The sequence below is a fragment of the Ruminococcus sp. AM42-11 genome (genome assembly GCF_003480145.1).
Taxonomy (GTDB): Bacteria; Bacillota; Clostridia; order Lachnospirales; family Lachnospiraceae; genus Blautia_A; species Blautia_A faecis.
The window spans coordinates 68151-93098 of the sequence record NZ_QUIO01000004.1 but is presented as its reverse complement, the minus strand read 5'-3'; the positions used below and the strand labels follow the sequence as shown (position 1 = coordinate 93098).

24 protein-coding genes and 2 pseudogenes are annotated in these 24948 nt (G+C 43.8%); 6 read left to right on the top strand and 20 right to left on the bottom strand.

All coding sequences use genetic code 11. From position 1 onward, the window contains the following. The 3 genes from DW904_RS04045 to DW904_RS04035 form a co-directional block, all read right to left on the bottom strand. Window positions 1–1458, bottom strand: coding sequence for a UDP-N-acetylmuramoyl-L-alanyl-D-glutamate--2,6-diaminopimelate ligase (locus DW904_RS04045; RefSeq protein WP_118578186.1), 1458 nt, complete (start codon window positions 1456–1458; stop codon window positions 1–3). A 239-nt stretch (window positions 1459–1697) separates the two neighbouring features. After that, window positions 1698–2849 (bottom strand): DUF11 domain-containing protein, encoded by a 1152-nt coding sequence (locus DW904_RS04040; protein ID WP_118578185.1) that lies wholly within the window; start codon window positions 2847–2849, stop codon window positions 1698–1700. Window positions 2850–2911: 62 nt separating this feature from the next. Beyond that, window positions 2912–3370 carry a hypothetical protein gene (locus tag DW904_RS04035; RefSeq protein ID WP_118578184.1) on the bottom strand — a complete coding sequence of 153 codons (459 nt, stop codon included), beginning with the start codon at window positions 3368–3370 and terminating at the stop codon, window positions 2912–2914. 691 nt (window positions 3371–4061) lie between these two features. On the opposite strand from DW904_RS04035, the gene arcC reads away from it, so the two are divergent. Next, on the top strand, window positions 4062–4994 hold the full coding sequence (gene arcC, locus DW904_RS04030; RefSeq protein ID WP_118578183.1) for a carbamate kinase: 933 nt from the start codon (window positions 4062–4064) through the stop codon (window positions 4992–4994). Between the two features lie 160 nt (window positions 4995–5154). Here arcC and DW904_RS04025 read toward each other — a convergent pair whose 3' ends face one another. Further along, window positions 5155–6051: a hypothetical protein gene (locus DW904_RS04025; protein WP_147422290.1), complete on the bottom strand. Its 897-nt coding sequence runs from the start codon at window positions 6049–6051 to the stop codon at window positions 5155–5157. A gap of 250 nt (window positions 6052–6301) precedes the next feature. Here DW904_RS04025 and asnA point away from each other — a divergent pair, with 250 nt between their 5' ends. Both asnA and DW904_RS04015 read left to right on the top strand, forming a co-directional pair. Continuing rightward, window positions 6302–7309 (top strand): aspartate--ammonia ligase, encoded by a 1008-nt coding sequence (gene asnA / locus DW904_RS04020; protein WP_118578181.1) that lies wholly within the window; start codon window positions 6302–6304, stop codon window positions 7307–7309. 20 nt (window positions 7310–7329) lie between these two features. Beyond that, a complete protein-coding gene (locus tag DW904_RS04015) occupies window positions 7330–7740 on the top strand; it encodes a CBS domain-containing protein (RefSeq protein ID WP_118578180.1) in 411 nt (136 codons plus the stop codon). Window positions 7741–7824: 84 nt separating this feature from the next. Here the strand turns inward: DW904_RS04015 and DW904_RS04010 are convergent. From DW904_RS04010 to DW904_RS04000, 3 genes and pseudogenes are all read right to left on the bottom strand, one after another. Further along, window positions 7825–8546 (bottom strand): annotated as a pseudogene (locus DW904_RS04010) (amino acid ABC transporter ATP-binding protein). Window positions 8547–8559: 13 nt separating this feature from the next. Then, window positions 8560–9252 (bottom strand): amino acid ABC transporter permease, encoded by a 693-nt coding sequence (locus DW904_RS04005; protein ID WP_118578179.1) that lies wholly within the window; start codon window positions 9250–9252, stop codon window positions 8560–8562. Window positions 9253–9493: 241 nt separating this feature from the next. Then, a complete protein-coding gene (locus tag DW904_RS04000) occupies window positions 9494–10273 on the bottom strand; it encodes a transporter substrate-binding domain-containing protein (protein WP_118578178.1) in 780 nt (259 codons plus the stop codon). A 336-nt stretch (window positions 10274–10609) separates the two neighbouring features. Between DW904_RS04000 and dapF the strand changes: the two genes are divergently transcribed. Continuing rightward, the gene (dapF, locus tag DW904_RS03995; protein WP_118578177.1) at window positions 10610–11464 is read left to right on the top strand and encodes a diaminopimelate epimerase; all 855 of its coding nucleotides are present in this window, start codon (window positions 10610–10612) and stop codon (window positions 11462–11464) included. A gap of 43 nt (window positions 11465–11507) precedes the next feature. On the opposite strand, the gene DW904_RS03990 is transcribed toward dapF, so the two are convergent. The 8 genes and pseudogenes from DW904_RS03990 to yedE all read right to left on the bottom strand — a co-directional run bounded on the left by DW904_RS03990 (window position 11508) and on the right by yedE (window position 17992). Next, entirely contained in the window at window positions 11508–11825 is a 318-nt protein-coding gene (locus DW904_RS03990; RefSeq protein ID WP_118578176.1) for an AzlD domain-containing protein, read from the bottom strand. Next, on the bottom strand, window positions 11815–12540 hold the full coding sequence (locus DW904_RS03985) for an AzlC family ABC transporter permease (protein WP_118578175.1): 726 nt from the start codon (window positions 12538–12540) through the stop codon (window positions 11815–11817). The genes DW904_RS03990 and DW904_RS03985 overlap by 11 nt, the downstream gene beginning before the upstream one ends. 121 nt (window positions 12541–12661) lie before the next feature. Then, window positions 12662–14683, bottom strand: a complete 2022-nt coding sequence (locus DW904_RS03980) for an ABC transporter permease (RefSeq protein WP_118578174.1) — start codon at window positions 14681–14683, stop codon at window positions 12662–12664. After that, window positions 14676–15441, bottom strand: a pseudogene (locus tag DW904_RS03975) (ABC transporter ATP-binding protein). Before DW904_RS03975 ends, DW904_RS03980 begins: the two are co-directional and overlap by 8 nt. A 261-nt stretch (window positions 15442–15702) precedes the next feature. Beyond that, window positions 15703–16341: a DUF3786 domain-containing protein gene (locus DW904_RS03970; RefSeq protein WP_118578173.1), complete on the bottom strand. Its 639-nt coding sequence runs from the start codon at window positions 16339–16341 to the stop codon at window positions 15703–15705. A gap of 31 nt (window positions 16342–16372) precedes the next feature. Beyond that, complete coding sequence (locus DW904_RS03965; protein WP_118578172.1) at window positions 16373–16615, bottom strand: DUF3343 domain-containing protein; 243 nt, start codon at window positions 16613–16615, stop codon at window positions 16373–16375. Next, the gene (locus DW904_RS03960; protein ID WP_118578171.1) at window positions 16615–16821 is read right to left on the bottom strand and encodes a sulfurtransferase TusA family protein; all 207 of its coding nucleotides are present in this window, start codon (window positions 16819–16821) and stop codon (window positions 16615–16617) included. The genes DW904_RS03965 and DW904_RS03960 overlap by 1 nt, the downstream gene beginning before the upstream one ends. 91 nt (window positions 16822–16912) lie before the next feature. Then, window positions 16913–17992 (bottom strand): YedE family putative selenium transporter, encoded by a 1080-nt coding sequence (yedE, locus tag DW904_RS03955; RefSeq protein WP_118578170.1) that lies wholly within the window; start codon window positions 17990–17992, stop codon window positions 16913–16915. 169 nt (window positions 17993–18161) lie between these two features. Here yedE and DW904_RS03950 point away from each other — a divergent pair, with 169 nt between their 5' ends. Together DW904_RS03950 and DW904_RS03945 are read left to right on the top strand one after the other, a co-directional pair. After that, a complete protein-coding gene (locus tag DW904_RS03950; RefSeq protein ID WP_118578169.1) occupies window positions 18162–19325 on the top strand; it encodes an aminotransferase class V-fold PLP-dependent enzyme in 1164 nt (387 codons plus the stop codon). Window positions 19326–19382: 57 nt separating this feature from the next. Further along, on the top strand, window positions 19383–20282 hold the full coding sequence (locus tag DW904_RS03945; protein WP_118578168.1) for a selenium metabolism-associated LysR family transcriptional regulator: 900 nt from the start codon (window positions 19383–19385) through the stop codon (window positions 20280–20282). Window positions 20283–20466: 184 nt separating this feature from the next. Here DW904_RS03945 and DW904_RS03940 read toward each other — a convergent pair whose 3' ends face one another. The 5 genes from DW904_RS03940 to DW904_RS03920 all read right to left on the bottom strand — a co-directional run bounded on the left by DW904_RS03940 (window position 20467) and on the right by DW904_RS03920 (window position 24934). After that, the gene (locus tag DW904_RS03940; RefSeq protein WP_118578167.1) at window positions 20467–21060 is read right to left on the bottom strand and encodes a 50S ribosomal protein L25; all 594 of its coding nucleotides are present in this window, start codon (window positions 21058–21060) and stop codon (window positions 20467–20469) included. A gap of 215 nt (window positions 21061–21275) precedes the next feature. Further along, window positions 21276–21893: an ATP-binding cassette domain-containing protein gene (locus DW904_RS03935; protein WP_118578166.1), complete on the bottom strand. Its 618-nt coding sequence runs from the start codon at window positions 21891–21893 to the stop codon at window positions 21276–21278. A 175-nt stretch (window positions 21894–22068) separates the two neighbouring features. After that, entirely contained in the window at window positions 22069–23007 is a 939-nt protein-coding gene (locus DW904_RS03930) for an ABC transporter ATP-binding protein (protein ID WP_118578165.1), read from the bottom strand. 50 nt (window positions 23008–23057) lie between these two features. Then, window positions 23058–23945 carry an ABC transporter permease gene (locus DW904_RS03925; RefSeq protein WP_334286056.1) on the bottom strand — a complete coding sequence of 296 codons (888 nt, stop codon included), beginning with the start codon at window positions 23943–23945 and terminating at the stop codon, window positions 23058–23060. Beyond that, complete coding sequence (locus DW904_RS03920; RefSeq protein ID WP_118578164.1) at window positions 23942–24934, bottom strand: ABC transporter permease; 993 nt, start codon at window positions 24932–24934, stop codon at window positions 23942–23944. The genes DW904_RS03925 and DW904_RS03920 overlap by 4 nt, the downstream gene beginning before the upstream one ends. Window positions 24935–24948 lie beyond the last annotated feature (14 nt).

Sequence of the window (24948 nt, the reverse complement as noted above, 5' to 3'; positions counted from 1 at the left end):
TTACTTTCCAGCAAGAATATCTGCGATCAACACACGCTCATCCATAGGATATTTTTTACCTTTGATTTCCTGGTAATCTTCATGACCTTTACCAGCCAGCACCACAATATCCCCTGGTTCTCCGTGATGGATGGCATAAGCGATTGCTTCCTTGCGATCTGGAATCTCCACATATTTACCTTCTGTCTTCGCCATGCCCACTTTGATGTCATCAATAATAGCCTGAGGCTCCTCATCTCGCGGATTATCAGAAGTGATGATGGTCAGATCTGCCAGACGACCGGAAACCTCTCCCATCTCATAACGGCGAAGCCTGGAGCGGTTTCCGCCACAGCCAAACAGGCAGACCAGTCTGTGTGGATGATACTCACGCAATGTAGTAAGAAGACTTTCCAAAGCCATTGCATTATGTGCATAATCAATCATCAGAGTAAATTCATCAGATACTTTCACCATCTCAATACGGCCTTTTACTTTTGCTACCTTCAGCGCCTTCAGGATATTTTCCTGGGAAACCTTAAAATGACGGCAGATTGCAATAGCGGTAAGAGAGTTGTAAATACTGAATTTACCCGGGATGTCGATTTCAACAGGGAAATCCATAAGTCCCTTCAGCTGATAGGAAATTCCAAGATAGCCTTTTCCTCCAATCAGTCTGGCATCCTCAGCGCGAAGGTCTGCTTTTTTTGAAAAGCCATAGGTTTCCAGAGTACAGGTATGTCCCTCTACAATTCTGTCAAAATGCTCATCATCACGGTTTACAATTCCTACGCGGCACTGCTTGAGAAGCATAGCTTTACAAGACAGATAATGGTCAAAGTCCTTGTGCTCGTTTGGACCAATATGATCTGGTTCAATATTTGTAAAAATTCCAAAATCAAACACAAATCCCTGAGTACGATGCAGCATCAGCCCCTGTGAGGAAACTTCCATAACCACACAATCACAGCCAGCTTCCACCATTTCGTGAAAATACTCCTGAACTACATAGGATTCTGGTGTAGTATTAGAAGCAGGTATTATCTTATTTCCAATAATTGCCTCAATAGTACCGATCAGACCAACCTTGTATCCAGCATTTTCCAGAATGGATTTTACCATATAGGTAGTGGTAGTTTTTCCCTTGGTTCCGGTAATTCCGATTGTTTTCAGCTTCTCTGCCGGATGTCCGAACCAGGCTGCTGAAATAAATGCCATAGCATATCTGGTGTCTGTCACCTGGATAACTGTAACATCCGACGGTGCAGAAACCTCCTCTTCTACTACCAGAACTTTAGCCCCTTTTGCTGTTACATCCGGGATAAATTTATGTCCATCTACAACAGCACCTCTGATACAGATAAACAGAGAGCCGTCTGTTACCTTTCTGGAATCATAAACAACACCAGTGACTTCCTGCTCTGTGCTTCCCTGCACGCAGGTGTATTCTAACTTCTCTAATAAGGATGATAATTTCATAATACATGCCTCCCTATATTGACGTTACTTTAAAATCACGCCAGAGCTTGTTTGAAAAAGACTTTCTACAAGATTTGTGTCACAATTTGCGGGAATGATTTTTCAAACACGCTCTAATCTGATGACATCATACAGCAACGCATACTCTTTTATAGAATATCACACACAGAATTTGTTTTCAATCTTTCCTGTTAAAAAACAGTAACCGTTCACCTCACATTATAGTTTCCATTCACGGGTCATCTGTGAGCATTGCCTCCAAACATTCTTCTGGCGGCTACAGCGGAAAAAAGAAACGAAAGCAGAATCAGTACCTGAAACAGCTCTTTGTGGGAAGAATCCCCTGTTTTTGGAGATGGAGATGTAGATGCAGCCATTGTGTTGCCATCATTATTCCCACTGCCTATGCCAGTTCCATCTCCATTTCCACCCCCTTTTCCATTTCCGCTCCCATTTCCACTACCATCCTTCTCCTTATCTTCCACACGGATGGTTGCCTGATCCCGCACTGCACTTTCCTCACCAGTCTCGTCAGTAACTACAATAATCTGATTCATCAGGTTCTGGTCTTTCAGATCTTTTGGAAGTACAACTTTTGCCTTTAAATTCACACAGCCACCAGGTGCGATTTCCTGGATTTTCGCCTGAGTTCTGCTTTTATTCAGGGTTATACCTCTCTGTTCCTGAAAAGTAGCTGTTACTCCGGCAAGCCCGAAACGTTCTGTAGTAACTACGGAATGCAGAGTCACCTCTCCGGTATTGTGAATACTGATCTGATAAGTCACAGTCTCCCCAGGGCTGGCGTTGTCGCAGTCAGCTGTTTTCTTTACCGTAAAAGAGGCTTTTCCCAGCTGTAATGTTAACTGTTTTTCTGCTGCTTGCTCCAACGAAACCGGATTTTCTGTTTTTGCAAAAAGCTCCAGCTCCAGATTACTTTTCTGATCTATGTCCGGATCTATATAAAAAGACAGGGTTCGTGTTTCCCCTGCGGAAAGGCATTCCAACACTGCACCACTTTCCAAAACTTCAAGGCCAGGCTCCTTTTCCCACACAGGTACCAGTTCCTGTTCTTTTACTTTGGCCTGAAGGGAAATTTTATAAAAAGGTACCTGACCATTATTTGTCAGATTCACTGCCATATGAATGCGTTTTCCAGTATAAAGCGCCTTTTCCTTGGCTTCCATTTCCACTGAAAAATCCATGTGTGCAGCTGGTATCTCCAGATTCTTAGATAAAGCTTTACACAAAATGGTTTTTTCATTTTCCACTTTTTTTACAATGTAAACTCCACCTCCATTTTCTTCTCCGCTTATAGCACCATTTGCATGCAAAATATCCTGACAGGTAGGAACTGTATGTTTTTCTGCTGGAAAACGATATTCATCCCGCAAGGTAACCGGAATTTTCAGCTGTTTGCCCTGTTCTCCCGGATTTATTTTCCAGCGGAATCCGGTTATACTGCTGGATCTTCCGTCAGCAGTCTCGATAGGAGCTCCTCTTTCAGGCAGCCTTCAGGTGCCATAAACGAAGCATCTGGCTGAAAATATTCAGAAAGCCAGACTACCAGTTCGTAAGATGTTGGATGAGGTATTGTTTCATCCGAAAAATCATATTGATCATTTTCCAGGCTCCCGTCCTGATTTCCACTGCTGAATAAATTTTCATCGTCACTTTCATATTCCTGGTTTTCATTTTCCCACGTAAGTGACGCCAGCCCATCTGCCTTTACAGAAATCACCGCCTGAAATTTCTGTAAATCTGTCCATGCCGCATCTTGGGCAACAGATAACCCGCCTTCCATTTCTGCTCCATATGCCACTGCCGGCTGCGCCGTGCATCCAACCAGCATCCCAGCTTCTGCAAGCAGACTTACTCCCACTGCCAGTATCTTTTTCCATATTCTGTTTTTCATTATAACTTCTCCTTTTCTACCCCTATTTTTCACTAATCTCTGTTATTAAACTACTATTTTACAAAACGGACTTGCCGCCTACTGGCGACATCACCATATAAATGAGTCACTGACAGCACATGGGAATCACACCTTTCTCACTTAAACAGATCCTATTCACAGCATTCCGAAGCAAATTTGCCTTGCCATTGTATGCATCCATTTTCAAAAAAGCGTATAAAACGCCCAGGTTAACAGGTTTCCTTCAAAAAACGGGTTATCTTGCGCCGAACCGGCGCGGTAGAAATTCTTTTCTGCAGAATGCAGAAACAAGATAGGTTTACTTTACCACACTTGGTCTTTAAATGCAATAAAGGGTCGGATTTTATTTTCATTTCATATTTTTTCGATTTCTTTTAGATTTGAGACACATTTTCCTCACAAATTGCCGATATAATGAATTTCGGATAGATGAAAAACCACTCTCTATCTCCCCCCTCAAAAATATAGGAAATGAGCCATCTGCTTGATGCGGATGGCTTTTCCTGTTTCAAGGACTTTTCTATTGCAATTCCCACCCTTAGCTTTTATAATGGAAGATATTACACAAGGATGTCCGGAGAAATCATTCATGTTGCTGTGAATACTTTCACAGTAATCCACTTAACTCTGATATCCGCATTATATTCTTGACAGAAACGAGGTATCTCCTATGAGTGAAAAAATCGTAGTAGTTGCATTAGGTCACAGAGCTCTCGGCACCACACTTCCAGAGCAGAAAGTAGCCACCAAAGCCGCAGCAAAAGCAATCGCAGATCTTGTTGAAGAGGGTGCCAAGGTGGTAATCTCCCACAGCAATGGCCCACAGATCGGCATGATCCACACTGCAATGAATGAATTTGGAAAGACACACCCGGATTATACATTCGCTCCTATGTCAGTCTGCTCCGCAATGAGCCAGGGCTACATTGGATATGACCTTCAGAATGCGATCCGCTCTGAATTTATCAGCCGCGGAATTTACAAACCTGTTGCTACCATTCTTACCCAGACTGTTATTGATCCATATGACGACGCTTTTGCAGATCCGGAGAAAATTATCGGACGTGTTCTCACTGAGGAAGAAGCTGAAGCAGAAGAAGAAAAAGGAAACTTTGTCACCAGACTTGCTGATGGCGGATACAGACGAATCGTAGCAGCTCCGAAGCCACAGAGAATTGTAGAGCTTGAGACCATACGAGCACTTCTCAATGCAGACCAGGTTGTTATCGCAGCCGGCGGCGGTGGAATTCCAGTGCTTGAGCAGGGCATCAACCTTCACGGTGCCAGTGCCATCATTGAGAAAGATCTTGCCGCAGGACTTCTTGCAGAAGAATTAAATGCCGATACTCTTCTGATTCTCACAAGTGTAGAGAACGTAAGTCTGAACCACGGTCAGGTAAATGAGCAGAAGCTTGGCAGCATCACTGTAGCGGACGCTAAGAAATACATTGAAGAGAACCAGTTTGCTTCCGGTTCCATGCTTCCCAAAATCGAAGCAGGTATTTCCTTTATTGAGAAAAGGGAAGGCCGGAGCACTGTGATTACCGATATGGCTCATGCCAAAGAGGGCTATGAAGGGAAAACAGGAACTACCATCCGCTAGAGAGTGTTTGAAAAAGGCTTTCTGCAAGATGTGCGTCACAATTTGCGGGAATGATTTTTCAAATACGCTCTAAACATACAAAAAGGAACCTCCGACGAAATAAGTACTCATCTGACGAGGTTCCTTTTTTTACTATTATTTTACTATTATTTCCCCAATCTCAACGAGCAGTAAGCATCAATGAGGAATCCTCTGACTCTGTATTTATGATTCCGATCAGATCTCCCTCTTTCAGGGTAATCTTACGCTCCACGCCATCTGTCACTGTCATGCTTCCGTTTTCACCATCTTCTCCCATGATCATAAAACTCACAAAACCATTTGAACAGGAAGCAATGTAATATCCTGGGACAATGCCTCCATCCACATTTTCTCCAACCTCCAGCACATCTCCTGCCATCAGTTTATAAGAGGCTGAATCAGCCCCAGAACTGAACATATCTCCAAATTCTTCTTCAAGTATCGGAGCAAGGCTGTCCTTCAGGGAATCCCGGATTTCCGGTAAGCTTGCGCAGATGATCACCAGGACCATGAGCCATCCAAGAAGGGATCCTTTTTTCTTTTTTACCGGTTTCTGGGTGTAAACACTGCTTTTTTTAGCTGCAGTGCTGTAAGTTCCAGCTGTACTTTGTCTGCTCTTGGAATTATAATTCCCAGCAGGGACAGAGACCTTATTTCCATTCTTAGCAGCGCCAGTGCTGCCTCCATATGTACTTCCTGCTTTCACACTTCCCTTATTATAAAAATTCCCTGTGCCTGCACCAGCCAGTGACTTAGAACTTCCAATTCCCGTTTTCTGATCATATTTATTTCCGGCTCCTGCCACTCCTGTTCCGGTCCCGGTCTTATATGCAGCACTTCCAGCCTTCTTATCTCCCAGCGGGATTTCCTCCTGGCGCATGATTGCCCGCGCCCGGCTGGTAGCATGACGGTAATGGTCACTTCGGTTCTCATTCAGATGATACAAAGTCTCATCATTTCTATAAGGCATTCCACACAGCTTACATCTGCCGTTTACAACAGGCCCGTCGCAGACCTGGCACCTCTTTTTCTCCATAGACATCCTCCCGGTTCTCTGGTTATTCTGTTTCACTGCAACCTGTAATTCCTGTTTTTGCTCTAACAGGGAAAAATCATCACATTCTTTGTCTTTTATTGTATCTTTTTTGCATATTTCTTGCAAGGTCTAAATTGCCAAGCGGGAAAATACCTGTTATAATAAACCAAGATTGTTCCTGTTCACGGTCTGACTAGAAATTATCGTGAACAGAAAACAGAGATTAACACAATCAACAAGGAGGATTCCCATGGAACAATTAAAAATTCCTATGGGCTATCATGCAGACCTTAATCTTCATGATACTCAGGTAGCAATTAAAACTGTGAAAGATTTTTTCCAGCAGACACTTGCACAGAAGCTGAACCTTCTGCGTGTCTCCGCACCTATATTTGTAGATCCAAGTTCCGGCCTCAATGATAACCTGAACGGCGTGGAGCGTCCGGTAAGCTTTGACATCAAAGGCATGGACTGCAACGCTGAAATCGTACATTCTCTTGCAAAATGGAAGCGTTATGCACTGAAGAAATATGGTTTCTCTGTAGGTGAGGGCTTATACACCGATATGGTTGCCATCCGCCGTGATGAGGATGTTGACAACATCCATTCCATCTATGTAGACCAGTGGGACTGGGAGAAGATCATCACCAAAGAAGAGAGAAATGTAGAAACTCTCATTAACACTGTCCGTACTATCTACAGCGTACTCCGCAAGACAGAGAAATACATGGCAGTACAGTATGACTACATAGAAGAAATTCTTCCAAGAGAGATTGCATTTGTCTCCACAGAAGAGCTTGTAGACATGTATCCGGATCTTACCCCTAAGGAAAGAGAATACAAGATCGTCAAAGAAAAAGGCGCTGTTTTCCTTATGCAGGTAGGTAAGAAACTGACAAATGGCGAGCGCCACGACGGACGTGCTCCAGACTATGATGACTGGGAATTAAACGGCGATATTCTGGTATACTATCCTGTACTGGACATTGCCCTTGAACTTTCTTCCATGGGTATCCGTGTAGACGAGACAGCACTTGACAAACAGCTTACAGAAGCCGGCTGTGACGACCGCAGAGAGCTCCCGTTCCAGAAGGCCATTCTGAATAAAGAACTTCCATACACCATCGGCGGCGGTATCGGTCAGTCCCGTATCTGTATGTTCTTCCTGCGCAAGGCTCATATTGGAGAAGTACATGTTTCCCTGTGGCCTAAGGAAATGCAGGAAGAAGCTGCTAAAGGCGGTATTCCACTTCTGTAAAATAGAATCGAGGGATCAAATTGAATATACTTTTTTTCTTAACACCGAAAAGTGATATTGCCTACATTTTCGAGAATGAAACTTTGAGGCAGACTCTTGAGAAAATGGAACACCGGAAATTTTCCTGTATTCCTATTCTGAATCCAGAGGGAAAATACGTAGGTACTATTTCTGAGGGTGACCTTCTCTGGGGAATGAAAAATCTGAACATCACGGATATGAAAACAGCCGAGGAAGTACCGGTTATGGCTATCTCCAGAAGAGCCACCTACAAACCGGTACACGTTGACTGCGACATGGAGGATCTCCTGGACCGCGCAATCAACCAGAACTTTGTTCCGGTTATAGATGATCAGGATCACTTTATCGGAATTGTCACAAGGAAAGAAATCATCAAATATTGTTATAAAGAAATGAAGAAAAACGCATAGGATTTTAAATCACCGCATTTTTCACACAAAAAAAGACAACCTCTGTCCCATTTAAACCAATGGAAAAGGTTGTCTTTTTTCTTTTTACAGAACCTTAGACAAAAATTCCTTCAATCGCGGATTCTGCGGATTTTCAAAAAACTCCTTCGGCGCATTCTGTTCCTGAATTTTACCGTCATCAATAAATAAAACTCTTGTTGCAACCTCTCTTGCAAATCCCATCTCGTGAGTAACTACAACCATAGTCATGCCGCTCTTTGCAAGCTCTTTCATCAGCTCCAGAACCTCTCCAACCATCTCCGGATCCAGTGCAGAAGTAGGCTCGTCAAAAAGCATAACATCCGGATTCATGGCAAGGGATCTTGCAATGGCAATACGCTGCTTCTGACCACCGGAAAGCATATCCGGATAAGCATTTGCCTTATCTGGAAGTCCCACACGGGCAAGAAGCTCGTCCGCACGTCTGGAAGCCTCTTCCTTTGTCATCAGTTTCAGGGCAACCGGTGCATCATAATATTCTGCTTTACCGTCTTGTGTGGAAACAGATTAAACTGCTGGAAAACCATTCCGATCTTCTGACGATGTCGATTTATGTCAACCTTGGGATCTGTGATATCTGTTCCTTCAAACAGGATTTTACCTCCTGTAGGCTCCTCCAGAAGGTTGAGAGAACGAAGGAAAGTAGATTTACCAGAGCCAGATGGTCCGATAATGGCAACAACCTCGCCCTGACAGATATCTGTGGAAATTCCATCCAGAACCTGATTGGATCCAAACGCTTTTTTCAGATCCTGTACCTGGATCAAAACTTTACTCTTATCAACGCTCACTGGTTCTCAGTCTCCTCTCCAGTTTATTCATAAAGAAGGTCAGTACCATGACCACGATCAGATAAATTGCCGCTGCTGCCAGAAGAGGCATAAAAGCATTGTAGGTACGGCTCTGGATCAGCATTGCACCCTTGGTCAGGTCCATCATTCCGATGTAACCGATAATAGAAGTTTCCTTGATCAGCACGATAAACTCATTTACCAGTGCAGGAAGCACATTCTTAAACGCCTGTGGAATGATAATAAGACGCATGGTCTGGGTAAAATTAAGTCCCAGGCTACGTCCTGCCTCTGTCTGTCCCTGGTCAATTGACATGATTCCGGAACGGACGATCTCCGCAACGTAGGCACCTGAGTTGATACCAAATGCCAGACTTCCTACCAGAATCTCATTGACGCTTACAGAACCAAAAACTACAAAGTTCATGATCAGAAGCTGGATCACAGTAGGTGTTCCACGGATCACAGTCAGATAAACTCTGCAGATGGAGTTGGCAATTTTAAAATTCCCGGATTTATCGTGGGAAGAACGGATAATTGCCACCAGAAAACCGATACAGATACCGATCAACAGGGCGAAAACTGTGATGATCATGGTATTTTTCAAACCATCCAGCAGCCAGGTGTATCTGTCATCTTTTATAAAATTGATATAAAAATCGTGTCCAAATTTTTCAAACATATTATTTCCCTTTTTATTTGCTTATCTAATGGTGCAGTGCCTGCTTCTCTTTCGGCACCATTCCATATAGGAAAAGCTGCCAGAACTGTATGCTGGCTGTTTTCATTCTTTCAGTCAGTAACATTAGTATGAGTCACCTTGATCTGCCTGTATCCAAAGCTTATACATTCCAAGCTTTTCCCAAACAGCATTCATCTAGGTGACTCACACTTCTCTGACAGCTTATGCTGTATTATTTCTATCAGTCAGCTTTTACAATGATAACCTGGCTTGCATTTGCATAGGTGTCTGTGAAATCAACACTCTCCAGACGATCCTCTGTAACGGTCATTCCGGCAGCACCGAAATCAGCTTTTCCAGACTGTACTGCGGCAAGGATTGCATCAAACTCCATATCGTCGATCTCAAGCTCATATCCAAGCTTATCACAGATTGCCTGTGCAATATCAGCGTCGATACCAACAACCTCATCACCTTCACGATACTCATATGGCTCGAACTCAGCGTTTGTTGCCATTACAAGAGTTCCGTTGGAACGGTCTACATCTTCCGGAGACTCATATGGTGTCTCGCCAATGTTATCACCGATGTAGTTGTTCATAATGTCATCAACAGTTCCGTCCTCTTTCAGTTCTTTTAATGCGCCGTTGATCTTGTCAAGAAGCTCATCATTGCCTTTCTTCAGGCAGATTGCATACTCTTCTTCAACGAATGGCTCGTCCAGGATCTTCAGTCCGTCCGCGCTCTCAACGAATTTCTGAGCTGGCTGTGAGTCGATGATCACACAGTCAATCTGACCGGCCATAAGTGCCTGGATTGCTTCGCTTCCTTTGCTGTAACGCTTAACAGTTGCCCCGTCAGCCTCATATTCACTAGCTTCAATATCACCGGTTGTACCAAGCTGTACACCGATTGTTGCATTCTTAAGATCATCCTTTGACTCAACAGTTGCAGCAGATACGCCAGCAGTCATGGAAACTGCCATTACTGTGCCAAGTGCAAGAGCTACTAATTTTTTCATATTCTTTTCCTCCTCTTAATCTCATATACAGAACCAGTTCCTTATATCTTCATCCACATAGTAAGCTGTTGCTATTTATTTCTTCCACAACAACCGACTTCACAAGATGGGGACATAATTATTCATGCTTTCTGCATATTCATTCATCTATCTTTTCCTCATTTTATCAGCTTTTGGGAAAAATGCAAGAGTTTCCATAAATTTCCCCAACTTCTTTGTCATTATTTGGAAAAATTCACTTTTTGATAACAGATCTGTGTTATGATATGATTCGTGTGGAGTAATTAAATAATTGAATGACCAAGGCGTTAACCGCCTAAACAGGAGGTATTTGTTATGAAATTTACAAAAATGCATGGTATCGGCAACGATTATGTATATGTGAACTGTTTTAAAGAAACTGTGAAAGATCCATCAGCAGTTGCCAAATTTGTGAGTGACAGACATTTTGGAATTGGCTCAGACGGACTGATTCTGATTAAGCCGTCTGACATTGCAGACTGTGAGATGGATATGTACAACCTGGATGGTTCCCAGGGTGCTATGTGCGGCAATGGCATCCGCTGTGTAGCCAAGTATGCTTACGATTACGGCATTGTAAACAAGACCAGTATCAGCGTAGCGACCAAAAGCGGCGTGAAATATCTGGATCTTTCTATCCGTGACGGAAAAGTCAGTATGGTAAAGGTCAATATGGGCGCCCCTATTCTTCAGGCTTCTCTGATTCCAGTTGTATCTGAGTCTGAGCAGGTCGTAAATGCCCCTATTGAAGTAGACGGACAGATTTATCACTTTACAGCTGTTTCCATGGGAAATCCTCACGCCATCGTATACATGGATGACGTAGACGGACTGGAAATCGAAAAGATCGGTCCATCTTTTGAAAACCATATAAATTTCCCGGACCGCGTCAATACCGAATTCGTAAAAGTCATCGACCGACACACTGTCCAGATGAGAGTCTGGGAGCGCGGTTCCGGTGAAACTCTGGCTTGCGGAACAGGTGCCTGCGCAGTTGCAGTTGCTTCTATTTTGAACGGGCTGGTTGATCGTGATCAGCCGGTTACCGTGAAGCTTCTTGGTGGCGACCTTAATATTTTCTGGGACGAAAATGACGATCAGGTTTATATGACTGGTCCGGCTACTACTGTATTTGATGGGGAAATTGATCTGGAATTTCTTGGAGAATGACTCAATAAAAAGGCCCTTGCGGACCGTAGGCATTTTGTAATGCTTACACCGCAAAGGCCATTATTCTTTCTACAATAAATACTGCACCACAGGCAAGAAGCGCCACAGTCAGCAGACTCTTCTCTTTGTATGCTGCAATCAGCGCCACTACAAATCCCACTACAGCAGAAATTACACTTGCCGTTGCCGACAAAATCGCCGGAAACGTCATAGCTGCCAGACAGGCATAGGGCACATAAAACAGAAATGATTTTATAAAAGGATTGGTAATCTCCTTCTTCGCCAGTGCCAATGGCAGCATACGGATCAAATATGTAACGCCAGCCATAACCAGGATATAAATATAAACATTAGGCTTCATGAGCTTCCTCCTTGGCATTTTCTTCATCAACCGGGCAAAGCCATGCTGCCAGTCCGGCTACCAGAATTGTAGTAATAATAATCACAAATCCGGATGAGACTTTCGATAATACAGGAACCCAGGCAAATAATGCGCTCACTGCCATTGCTCCAAGAACAACCAGAAGCACTGCTTTGTTTTTCTTGGATGGCGGAATAATGACAGCCAAAAACATTCCATAAATGGCAACTCCAAGTGCACTCATAATAAAATCAGGAAGAATACTTCCTGAAATAGCTCCAAGCAGGGTTCCAATGGTCCATCCCGGGATTGCTACACTCATTACACCATAATTATAAAACGCACTGACTTTCCCCGGTTTACTGGCACTGACTCCAAATATCTCATCTGTTACGCCAAATGCAACTCCGTAACGATGCCCCCAAGTTTCATCACGTCTTAGCTTCTGTGAAAGGGAAAACGACATCAGACAGTATCTCAGATTGATAATCAGCTGAGTAAGTGCCATTTCCCATAAGGAACCTCCTGCTATGATAATATCAAGACCTGCAAATTGTCCCGCTGACGTAAGATTCGTCAAAGAAATCAAGACCGCCTGCCAGATAGACAGTCCGCCCTGCACCGCCATCATACCAAACGTAAAGGAAACAGCCAGATACCCCAGGGCAATGGGGATTCCATCGGTAATTCCTTGTTTAAAGCTCTCTTTTTTCATGAGAGATTTCCTCCGGTTTCTTCTGTAGTCACGCAAAGAGCCTGGGAAACAGTTTTGGCCTCCCAGGCTCTCTCATTGTAGCACTTTACACTAATAAATTCAACTATTATCCCTTGTATTCTCACTTTCTCTCTACAATCTTGTAATAAACCTTCGCTGTCAGCCCATAAATCACGCCATAAACCAAAGCAAATATCAATAATGTCACCACCGTGCATCTGGCAAACAAACCGCTGTTTGTCATGCTAAACAGCGCCAGCAGTCTCTTTACCATAGGAAATGCCATAGCAATATGCAGTGCTGCCATTCCAAGAGGAAGGAAAAATACCATAAGGATCTGTCTGTGAATGGAAGATTTCACCTCTTTATGAGTCATGCCCACCTTCTGCATGATCTCGAACCGTTCCTTATCCTCATAGCCCTCTGAAACCTGCTTGTAGTAAATGATCATGGCCGCCCCCATCAGGAACAGCAGTCCAAGGAAAATTCCAAGGAACAAAATTCCACCGAACATACTGTAAAAACTGTTATACAGATCCTGTTTTATAGTATTGTAGTTCATTCCCACTTCTATAGTTCCAGCTGCTTTTTCGGAATCCAGAAGCTCCGTTGCAAGATCGCTTACTTTGGTGGCAGATGCATATTTTTCTTCTTCACTTCCAGACAGATACACATCCGTTTCCAGTTCCATCAGAGACATTGCACTTTGATAAACTTTCTCCTGCTGCAAAAACAAAGCAAAAAAGTCTTCGTCATTTACAACCAGCTTCAAAGAATCCATAGAAGAAAAATTATCTCCCACATACTGGTAATTTTTCAGCCATTCTTTCACCTGGTAAACCTTGTTATGAATCTCCAGAGTCTCACCGTCTGTTTTTCCATTGTGGTAAGCAAGAACTTCACCTGGCGCAAGGGAAATCTCTTCTCCCGTAACCCTGGCATACTCTTCCTGTGGAACCACGGTAAGGGTTTCCAATGAGGCTGGCATTGCCATAAGGGAACTCCCATCAACATTTGCAAATTTCCAGCTCCCATCTTCGCTTCCCACAAGCGTAGATGAAAAAGCAATTTCGGTGTTAATTTTCTCATAAGAAACCTGGTTTTCAATTTTTCCCAGTAATTTCTCTCTCATTTTTTCCAGATCTTCATAAGAATTTCCCCGGTACAGCACATTCACATCCGCCGGACAGCGTTTGTTCATAATATCATCCAGTCCGGAATTCAGGCACACCGTAGAAGAGATCATCAGAAGTACGCCTGTGCTCAGAATGCAGATACTTGCAAGTCCAACTGCATTTTGTTTCATGCGGTACAGCATACCGGAAACAGCAGTAAAATTCTTGGTTTTATAATAAAATTTCTTATTCCAGCGCAGGACTTTGAGCACCACAATGCTTCCTGCTGTGAAAAGAAGATACGTTCCTGCCATTACCAGAACCACTGCCACAAAGAACAGCGCCAGCGCCGAAAGAGGAGACTCTGTGGTAATGGCAATATAATATCCGATAAACAGACAGATAAAACCAGCAACCGCCATCAGCCATTTTGCTTTTGGTTCCTTTTCCCCTGCATTTTGTGCATGAAGAAGCTGAATCGGGTTTGTTTTGTAAACCTTCCTGATATTTACCAGAAGGATCAAAACAAAAATAGCTCCAAACACTTCCAGGCATATTCTGATTGCCGGAACGCTGACTTCGAACCCAAAGGACGCCGGAACCTTGATCAGTTTCAAGAGCAGCAGAAGCGCCAGCTTGCTTCCCAGAATTCCCACAAGGATTCCGCCAACAAAACTGATCAAGGCACTAAACAGATTCTCCAGCATCATAACCCTGCTGATATGCTTCTTTTCCAAACCGAGAATGTTGTAAAGTCCCAGTTCCTTTTGTCTTCTTTTCATGAGGAAACTGTTGCTGTACAACAGGAAAATAAAGGAGAAAATAACAATAACGCCAACTCCCATAGTCGTGATCATCAACACGTCACCACTGTGACGGATCGTTTTCATTCCTGCATTATGATTGATAAAAAGCATCATATACAGCATTGCCACATTGAACAGACACGCCAGAATATAGGGCACATAGATCTGTTTGTTTTTTCGGATGTTTACAACTGCCAGCCTGGCAAAAAATCCCTTACGCATGATACTCACCGCCCGTCATCAAAATGGTTAAGGTATCGGAAATCATCTGATACATCTCCTCTTTTGTTTTCTCGCCGCGATAGATCTGGTGGAAAACTTCACCATCTTTTATGAACAGAACCCTGGATGCCCGGCTAGCTGCCTGGGCGCTGTGAGTAACCATGAGAATGGTCTGTCCCTGTCTGTTTATCTCTCCGAAAACGTCCAGAAGAGCATTTGCAGCCTTGGAATCGAGAGCCCCTGTGGGTTCATCCGCAAGGACCAGGCGCGGCTGTGTAATCAGAGCCCTGGCAACTGCACATCTTTGTTTCTGTCCTCCAGAGACTCATAAGGATATTTTTCCAGCAGTTCATAAATATGAAGAGCCTGTGCAATAGGGCGGATTTTCTGCCCCATTTCCCGGTAATCTTCACCAGCCAGCACCAGCGCAGATAAATATTATCCCTCAGGCTGAAGGTATCAAGAAGATTAAAATCCTGGAACACAAAGCCCAGATTTTTTCTTCGAAATGTAGAAATCTCCTTGTCAGAAAGGTGTCCCAGGCTTTTTCCATCCAGAAGTACGTCTCCGGAAGTAGGTTTATCCAGTGTTGCAAGAATATTCAGAAGTGTAGTTTTTCCGGAACCGCTTTCTCCCATAATTGCAACAAATTCACCTTTTTCCACAGAAAAATTCACATTGGTCAATGCCTGCACCTTATTTCCGCCAAAACGGGTGGTATATATTTTTTTCAGATTTGTAACTTCAAGTAATGACATTTTTTACTCCTCTCCTTTATCAATGAGCTTTTTCATACGCTTCCTTGCAAAAAACAGTATACTTAAAAAAGTCACTTGCTGCCATCGAATCAGATTACAAAATGCAGGCAGAATCTTACAATGTTGTAAGGTTGTCACATAAAGTTTGCAAGAAAAAAATTTCATCTGGCAAAACTCTTTATGATATAGAAGATTTGGTCAGTATTTTTTGCAATATAAAAAGGCCGCTGACATATACGACCTTTTTTATATTATAATTCCCTATTGGGCATATATCTTCTCTGGCGTCATTCCGGCAGCCAATGTAAGATAATACACCGCGTCCGCCGCCACACACACTACGTTTTCCTCATGCATGAACTCCGTGATTTCCGAATCAAAAAGCATATTTGCCTGTGCTTCAAATTCCTCATCCTTATCCCAGAACAAAACTGCAATATTCAAAAAGGGAAATACCGGAAGCACATACCCCACATCTCCCTGAGGAAGCAAAGTTCCCCCAAGAGCCTCACAGGCTTTTCTTAATTCTTCTGTTTTCCCGGAGAAAAGCTCCTGCAGCCTAAAAATAATCGTCCTTCTGTAAGCAGCCTCAAAAGGATACACTCTCTTCACCTGACGAAAAGCCACCAGATTGCCCGATGCCACAGGATGAGCTGCTGAATAGTAAAACGTATTATAAATATTCATCACCGTATCAAATCCAGGGCTTTTCCCATCTTCTGTAATAAATCCGTTTTTTCTGTCAATTCGAAATCTTTTTGAAAAGTAGATGATATAAAGAAACTCCTTATCAGCTTCCAGCTGAAATTTGCGAATCAGTTCCTCCTGATCCATTTCCAGGAATTTCAATCTCCAGTTCTCGATTACCTGGTCATAATTAGACTGCCTGTTTTCTGGCATAATACATTCTCCTCTTATCCGCTATTTACCTTTAACTATGCCATATAACTTGAAAGCTTCCTGTTTCAAGTATTTTTACCAGCTGCTCCACTTCATCGGAGTTCCAGTTTTGCGCAGTCTGTGCTTCCCCTGTGAATTTCACGCAGGTTCCGCAGGAAGAGCTTAAATTCCTTGGCACCGGCATGATCGTAGCCGTATATCCCTCTTTCTCACATTTTTTCTTGAAAGACATAGCTCCAAAATGGGAAAAAAATGTGGCTATGTAATCTCCCATTATTTCTCAAGAGTGAGGACAAAGTCTTCCCCACCCTCTTTTACAGACACCTTATATCCCTGATGCAGGGCGAAACGGGATACGTTTTCTTTGGCTGTTACGTTATCTACCATTACCGTATATGCCTTCTCACCGGATGCCAGCGCATTCTTAGTACGGATCACAGGTTCCGGGCAGGAAAGCCCTCTTGCATCTATTGTTTTCATACACTTAATCTCCTTAGATTTTTCATTATTTCAACTAAACGGAATTGTCTGTTTACACAGATATACTATAAATGAGCGTCCTTAATCAACTTCACGCTTCATTCTTACGCATGGAATTTACTGTCGCAATCACGATCAGAACCACAAAACCGATCACAACAGCGATCTTGCCATTTGCAGTCGGGCCTTCTCCAGAAGATGCCAGTCCGAAATTATGTGCTACAGCTGCACCAGCCATCAGACCAAATACTGTGATGGCGGAGTCTGTGTTTCCTTCACCAGCCAGAACCAGCTGACGAAGCGGGCAGCCTCCAAGAAGGACACAGCCAAATCCTGCAAGCGCCATTCCAAGTGCATTCCAAAGACCATCTGTATGTGCGACAGGTTGTCCTGCAAATCCTGGATTAAAATATCCCAGGATCATGTTTCCGATCAACGCACTTACCAGAATTGCAATAAATCCAAGAAGCAGCTTCCACTCTCCAAACAGTACCACGTCACGGATTCCTCCAACCATACACAGGCGGGTTCTCTGTGCAAGTGCACCTACCAGAAGCCCTGCGATCAGGGAGATTGCAATTGCAGCATGCTTTGCTCCAGGACCACCGTCAGCTTCTGTGAAGTGGATGAATGCAGGTGCTGCAATGAGAAGCAGAAGAATTCCGATTTCCACTACTGGGAAAATGCCGCCTTCAACTGGCTGCATTTTATAGGAACGTTTCAGAGTATAGCCTTTTTTCAGGAAAAATACTCCGGCAAGGATTCCAGCAATAAATCCGATCAAACCAAAGATGGCGTTGAAATCGCCGCCAGCCAGACGAAGGATCATGCGGAATGGGCAGCCAAGGAACATCAGGCAGCCGATCATAACGAACATTCCGATCACAAAACGGGTAACAGGTGCGGAGCCGCCTCTTGGCTTAAATTCTTTGGTTGCAAGAGCAAGAATGCAGGAGCCAAGTACCAGTCCTACAATTTCCGGGCGGATGTACTGAACCGCAGCTGCACTGTGGAATCCCAGTGCTCCTGAAGTATCACGCAGGAAGCAGGCAATGCAGAAGCCCATATTTGCAGGGTTTCCGAAATATACCAGAGCCACTGCAATGATTCCGATGATGACACCGGCTCCGATGATTATGGGTGTTTCTTTCTTTGACAATGTTTCTTTCATACTCTTTCCTCCTTAGATAACTGTCAAATCTTTCCTCTATTTTAGCATTTTTTGTCAGAAAACTCTAATTGATTATGTGGGATTATTTTAAGTATTTATAGATATTGTCGATAAATCGTGGTATTATAGATATATTAAATAACCATTTTCCAAGCGAAAGGATATAATCATGAACCGAATTTACCTCGACCAGGCCAGCACCTCTTTTCCAAAGGCTCCAGGTGTGGCACAAGCTATGATGGATTACCTGACTATGAACGGAGTTAACGTGAACCGCGGCTGCTACTCCAGTGCTTACTCAGCAGAAGAAGTTATTTATGAGACACGCCAGCTGCTGGCAGAACTTTTCCACTTTTCCAAATGCAAAAATGTAATTTTTACACCGAATGTCACCACCAGTCTCAATTTTATTTTAAAAGGATTCTTAAAACCAGGAGACCATATTCTGGTATCCGCCATGGAGCACAATGCAGTTATGAGACCTGTAGTACAGCTGGCTTCCTCAGGGATTTCCTTTGACCGGATTCCTTGCAGAACGGACGGCTCTATGATTCTGGAAAAAGTAGAAGAACTGATCCGCCCTGAGACGAAAGCTATTGTCACTTTACATGCTTCCAATGTATGCGGAACCAGGATGCCCCTTGATGCCCTTGGGGAAATCTGTCAGAGGCACCAGCTTTATTTTGTTGTGGATTCTGCACAGACGGCTGGGATCGTACCAATTAATATGGACAAAATGCATATTGACGCGTTAGCTTTTACCGGACATAAAGGACTTCGGGGACCACAAGGGACAGGTGGTTTCCTGGTTTCCCAGGAATTGGCAGAACAAATGGAACCACTGATTTCCGGCGGTACCGGAAGTGTATCTCATACGGAAGAAATTCCGGATTTTATGCCGGATCGCTTTGAATCCGGGACACCTAATCTGCCTGGAATTTATGGACTGCATGAAGCACTTTTGTACTTGAAAACGCATTCTTTGCAGGCGATAAATGAAAAAGAATTGTCTCTCACTGGTTATTTTCTGGAACAGCTGCAGGCACTGGACGATACTGGCAGACATATCCGTATTATTGGAAAAAAAGATCTCACTGACCGAAATGCAGTTGTTTCGATCCAGACACCAGAAATCGACATGTCACAGGTGGCGTGGCAGCTGGACAATGAGTATGGTGTTATGACCAGAGTCGGACTCCACTGCGCTCCAAACGCCCACAAGACGCTTGGTACTTATCCTGCCGGAACTATCCGGTTCTCCTTTGGACCGGAAAATACAAAGAATGAGCTGGATTTTGCCATCCAGGGATTAAAGAAAATTTTAGACTTATAAATTCAGCATTAGTAACACTTAATTAGTCTTTGAGAAAGGAACCAGTATTTTTATCCTATGGAATTTAAACAATTAGAGGCCTTCGTAGCCGTAGTCGAAAATAAAAGCTTCTCCGAAGCCGCCCGCCAGCTGAACCTGACCCAGCCCACCATCAGTGCCCACATCAATTCTCTGGAACAGGAATTGAACTCGCGGCTGCTGATCCGCACCACCAAGAAGCTGAACATCACCCAGCGCGGTCTTCTGCTCTATGACTGCGCCTCCAATATGCTGAACATGCGCAGCAACATTATAGAAGAGTTCACCGGACAAAATAAAAAGATCATTGACCTGGCTGTTTCCACCATTCCTTCCTCCTACCTTCTGCCAGGTATTCTCAGTGCCTTCACCTGCCAGATTCCAGACGTATATTTTCACTCCTGGCAATCCGACAGTCTCGGCGCTGTGGCAAGAGTTCTAGATGGCAGCGTGGATCTGGCTCTGGTGGGAAATACCTTTGACGAACCAGACTGCTGTTTTATCCCTTTTTGCAAAGATAAACTTGTAATTGCCACCCCGGTCAACCAGCATTACCTGCAATATCAGCAAAAAATGGATTCCGGTACCCTTGATTTCTCTGATTTTCTAAGAGAACCCTTTATTATGCGCGAAACTGGTTCTGGAACCAAAAAGGAAATTGACCGCTATCTGGAAAAACGAAATATCCCGGCTTCTTCCCTGCACATTGTAGCCCGCATGAACGATCTGGAGGCCATCCGCAAGTCTGTAGCCGGCGGCCTTGGAATCTCCATCCTCTCTGCCTGCTCTGCCAAAGATCTGGCCGACACCCACCAGATTCTCATGTTTCCCCTGAATCACGAATCCGCCATGCGAACCTTCTACATTGTGTACAGTAAGAACCGGATTCTGAAGCCACATGTGAAGCAGTTTTTAAAATTCGTAACAAATTTTTATTAGAGCGTGTTTAAAAAAGGCTTTCTGCACGATGTGCGTCACAATTTATGGGAGATTTTTCAAACACACTCTAATAACCGCTTTTAGAAATACCAGACAAAAGGAAGCTGCCCACCAATTTCCCAGTGAACAGCTTCCCATTTCATTCACACATATTCAAAATTCAATTTCAGCAACTGCCGCCAGCTTATTTCTCCTCAGCAGTCTCTTCAGCCTCTGTCTCAGTCTCCGGAACTACGTTGTGAACTGGTGTTACAGTTGCGACAACTGCTTCCGGATCAGTTGTGATGTGGATATTCTTATTCTTGGCGATTTCAAGGTCTTTCACACGAAGCGTATCACCAATCTTCATACCAGCGACATCAACCTTGATCTTGTCAACCAGATCTGCCGGAAGTGCTTTGTATGCAACCTCTTTCAACTCATCCTGCAGAACACCGGACATAACTTTCTCTTCATTTTCCAGAATGATCTCAGCAGTGGAATGAACCATCTCATTGCTTACCAGTGCCTGGAAATCAACTTCCTCTACTGTATGTGCAAGTGGATTATAATCAACTTCCTTGATCAGCGCATCATAGGTTTTACCATCCAGTTCCAGCATTACCTGGCTTCCTTTATTGTTGTTTTTCAACAGAACTTCAATTTCTTTCTTAGTAAACTTAAGGGGAATGGAACCTTCAATTTCTCTGCCGAACAGGTTACCTGTTACAAATCCTTCTCTTCTTAATTTCTTTGCTTTGACATCCATGCTTCTTTTTTCAGCTTTTAAAGTATTCATTTATCTTTTCCTCCAAAATTCTGAAACGCTTAGCAGCCTTCAACAAAGAGGTTTTGTTAAGTACTTCTTTTTTCTTTTTACGTCCCTTATTATAGTCACTTGTTTCAATTATGATTAACCAAACATAACTTTTTTTTAAGGGATTTTTTTGTTAAAATCTGCTCTTGTTTTTCTTGGAAAATGGAAGTATAAAATAAATGAATCACTCAAAATTTTCAGGCAGTTGTCTTCTCTGCCGTAAAAGGCAGTTTTCGCTCTGCAACCTGCTTCAATAATGCCTCACTATGAGATACCACGATCAACCCGATTTCCCGCCTTTTTACTTCTTCCAGCAGAAAATTCCAGATCTGGCTCTGCGTGATGAGATCCAGCATGGTACTGATCTCGTCTGCAATCAGAAACCTTGTCTCTTTTCCCAGTGCTCTTGCAATACAGAAACGCTGCAATTCCCCACCGGATAATTCCTGAGGATACCGGTTCAGCCAATCTTCTTCTATCCCCAGCCCCTCTATGATCCGATTTTCAACCTGCCCTCCATCAGACAAAATTTTTTCCATTTTCAGTCTGGGATTCACAGCCCTTTCCGGATGCTGCCAGATCATCTGCACCGGACAATACCCTTTCTTCGGCAAAGGCTTTCCATCCAGCAAAATCTGTCCTTTGCAAGGTTCCAGGTAACCCGCCAGAATTTTACACAATGTGGTTTTTCCATAGCCACTTGGTCCTGGCACCCACACTCTTTCGTTGTTTTCCACTTTAAATTTTATATTTGAAAAAAGTTCTGCGCCTTTTCTCTCATAAGAAAATGAAATATCTCGTGCTTCCAGAATCATTTTATATCTCCTGTTATAACTATTCAGTAGGCAATATGCATTAAAGTTATCCCCTATCTGACTTTACTATGAAAGTCCCGGATTACGAATGCTGTCTGCAGCTGTTGGAGTGCCACAGGCACACAACCGCTGACTTTCCTATATAGTGATGTCGCCGATAGGTGGTATTTCCGTTTTACATACAATACCGGATACACCTGACACTTCCGCATCCAGCCTCCACCATAGGTATTTCCCCTTTGCATTCTTCCCGATACCAGCTGCACCTTGGTCCAAAAGGACATCCCTGCGGCATGTCTTTCACATAAGGCTGGGTTCCGTCAAGAGGGGTAAAGCCATTCTGCGGAAGTGCCCGCCACAATGCTTTCGTATAAGGATGGCGCAAGGTCTCTTCTGAACGAAAATCCGAAACCGGGGCCTCTTCCACTGTTTTTCCTGCATAAAAAACAACGATCCTGTCAGCAACTTCCAGTGCCAGCTCAATATCATGAGTAATCAAAAGAACTCCATTTCCTTCATCTGCAAATTTTCTGAAATCCTCCATAGACTTTTTCGCAAGTGTCAGGTCCATGCCAGGCGTAGGTTCATCCGCAATAATAAGCTTTGGATTTTCCATTAATGCAGTAGACAGCAAAATTCTTCTGGTCATTCCTCCAGAACACTCGAAAGGATATTTCGTTTCTGTTTTCTCAGGCAGACCATACCTGCGGAACAATTCCGATTGCTTTTCTGACCCCTTTTTCCCTCTTTTTCCACAGACCTGTTTCCCCACTTTCATAAGAGGATCCAGATATAAGGTGCTCTGAGGTACGAAAGCAATTTCCTTTCCACGAAGTTCACTGATCTTCTTTTCGTCCATCAATTCACCCTGGAACTTCATAATTCCGGATACTTTTGCATTATAAGGCAGAATTCCCAAAATCGCATGTGCCAGAAGACTTTTTCCGGAACCGCTGGAGCCGACTACAGCCACCAGTTCCCCTTCCCTCACTGCAACAGATAGACCTGAAATCACGGGAAGCCAGCTCTGTCTGCTGGTTTTCCCTTTATATTGGAGAAAGGAAACGGAAAGCTCTTCTATTTCCAGTATTTTTTTCTTATTTGTACAACTCATATTTTTTCATACGCTGCTGTCTCTTACCGGACAGTCCCTCCTGCTATTCTCTATTTGTGAACACTTCCCGGATCCAGAAGCTGACGAAGAGCTGTACCGCCTTTTTCAAACAGCACAACCGTAAGAACCAGCATCATTCCAGGAAATACAGCCAGCCACCATTTGCCCATGATCAGATAGCGCATACTTTCTGATAAAATAACTCCAATCGCCGGCTGCTCCGTGGAAAGCCCAAAGCCCAGAAATGTAATACTGGACTCATGAAGAATTGCGTGTGGGAAAAGCAATACCAGCCCAACAATAAACTGGGGCAGAACATGGGGAACTATGTGTTTTTTCGCAATCTCCCATTTGCCCAGCCCAAGCTTTCCTGCAATCTGAATATATTCACTTTCCCGAAGCTGCATAACCTCTCCTCGAATCAGCCTTGCCAGAGATGTCCAGTGCGTCAGCGCCACACCTGCAATCACTCCCTTCAGCCCTTTTCCCATAGCATAGGAAATCAGGATCAACAGCAGAATATGCGGAATTCCCATAACAGTGTCAATTGCAAAAGAGATGGCAGAGTCCACCTTTTTTCCAAGAGTTGCTGCACAAATTCCAAGAATCAGTGCCATAACTGCGCTTACACCTGCTGCCAGCACGCCAATAAGAATACTCATAGATAAACCGGTAAGAGTACGGTAAAACATATTTCTGCCCAGCCAGTCCGTACCAAAAGGATATTTCAGACAGGGAGCAATATTTTTTCTGGAAAAATCAGTCACCATAGCGGCATCATGAAGCACCACTCCAAGTATGGCTGTCACCGCCAGAAAAGCTACAGAAAAAATCAGCAAAATCCTTGCTTTCTGCCGCTGATTCAGCCTTTTCCCCTGCTTTTCCACGACTCCCGGGCTGCCCTTTGAACAATTGTTTTTCATTACACCTTCACTCATAGTCCCAGCCCTCCCTTCCGGATTCTGGGATCAACAACTCCATACAGTACATTTGCCAGGAAATTTCCCAGAAAAACAATGGCTGCTGTTATTAATGTAATCCCCATAAGAAGAGGCACATCACTGCCAGTTCCCGCCGCTACAGCCGCCTGTCCCAGTCCCGGATAGGAAAATACCTGCTCCACAAGAACCGAACCTCCTATGATCTCACTGACAGATGCAAACTGCAGGGTCATGGCCGGAAGCAGCACATTACGAATGCCATGGTGAAAAATGATGCTTCCGGTTTTCTCTCCCCGCGCCTTTGCAAAAAGGATGTAATCGCTTTCCATTATATCAATCATTTTTTCCCTGGTATGTAATGTGATATTCGAAATTCCGGTTATGCTTAAAGTGACTGCCGGAAGAATGGCATGACGCACTCTGTCCAAAAAGGAAACACCGCTGGCTTCTACTCCAATAGGAACACTAAGTCCAATGGGAAGGATTTTCATCCAGACTCCAAAAATGATCAGTAGCAAAAGTGCCAGCCAGAAAGAAGGAGTGCTGGCAATCACCAGTGAATAACCTTTTATGATCTTATCCGGCAGCCTGCCCTGAAACACCCCTGCAAGTACTCCCAGAAGGAAGCCCACAAATCCGGAAACCACCCACGCCAGTCCCATAAGAAAAAGAGAATTTCCCAGCTTCACTGCAATGACCTTTGTCACCGGCTGCCGGTATAACAGAGAAATTCCTCCATCTCCCTTTATAAATGCATTCAGCCAGTTCAGATATCTCTGCACTGGCGGTTCATCCACGCCCCAGTAGGAGCGCAGCTTTTCTTTTTGTTCTTCACTCATACTGCCCAGAGTAGCCTGCCCCACATTGGCCTGTAACGGGTCAATGGGGGAAGCTGATACAAGGGCAAAGGTAAGAATGCTTACTGCAAAAAGCAGTAATATGATTCGTAGCAGGTTCTTTCCTACATAAATACCTATGCGTTTCATCTTAATTTATCCGT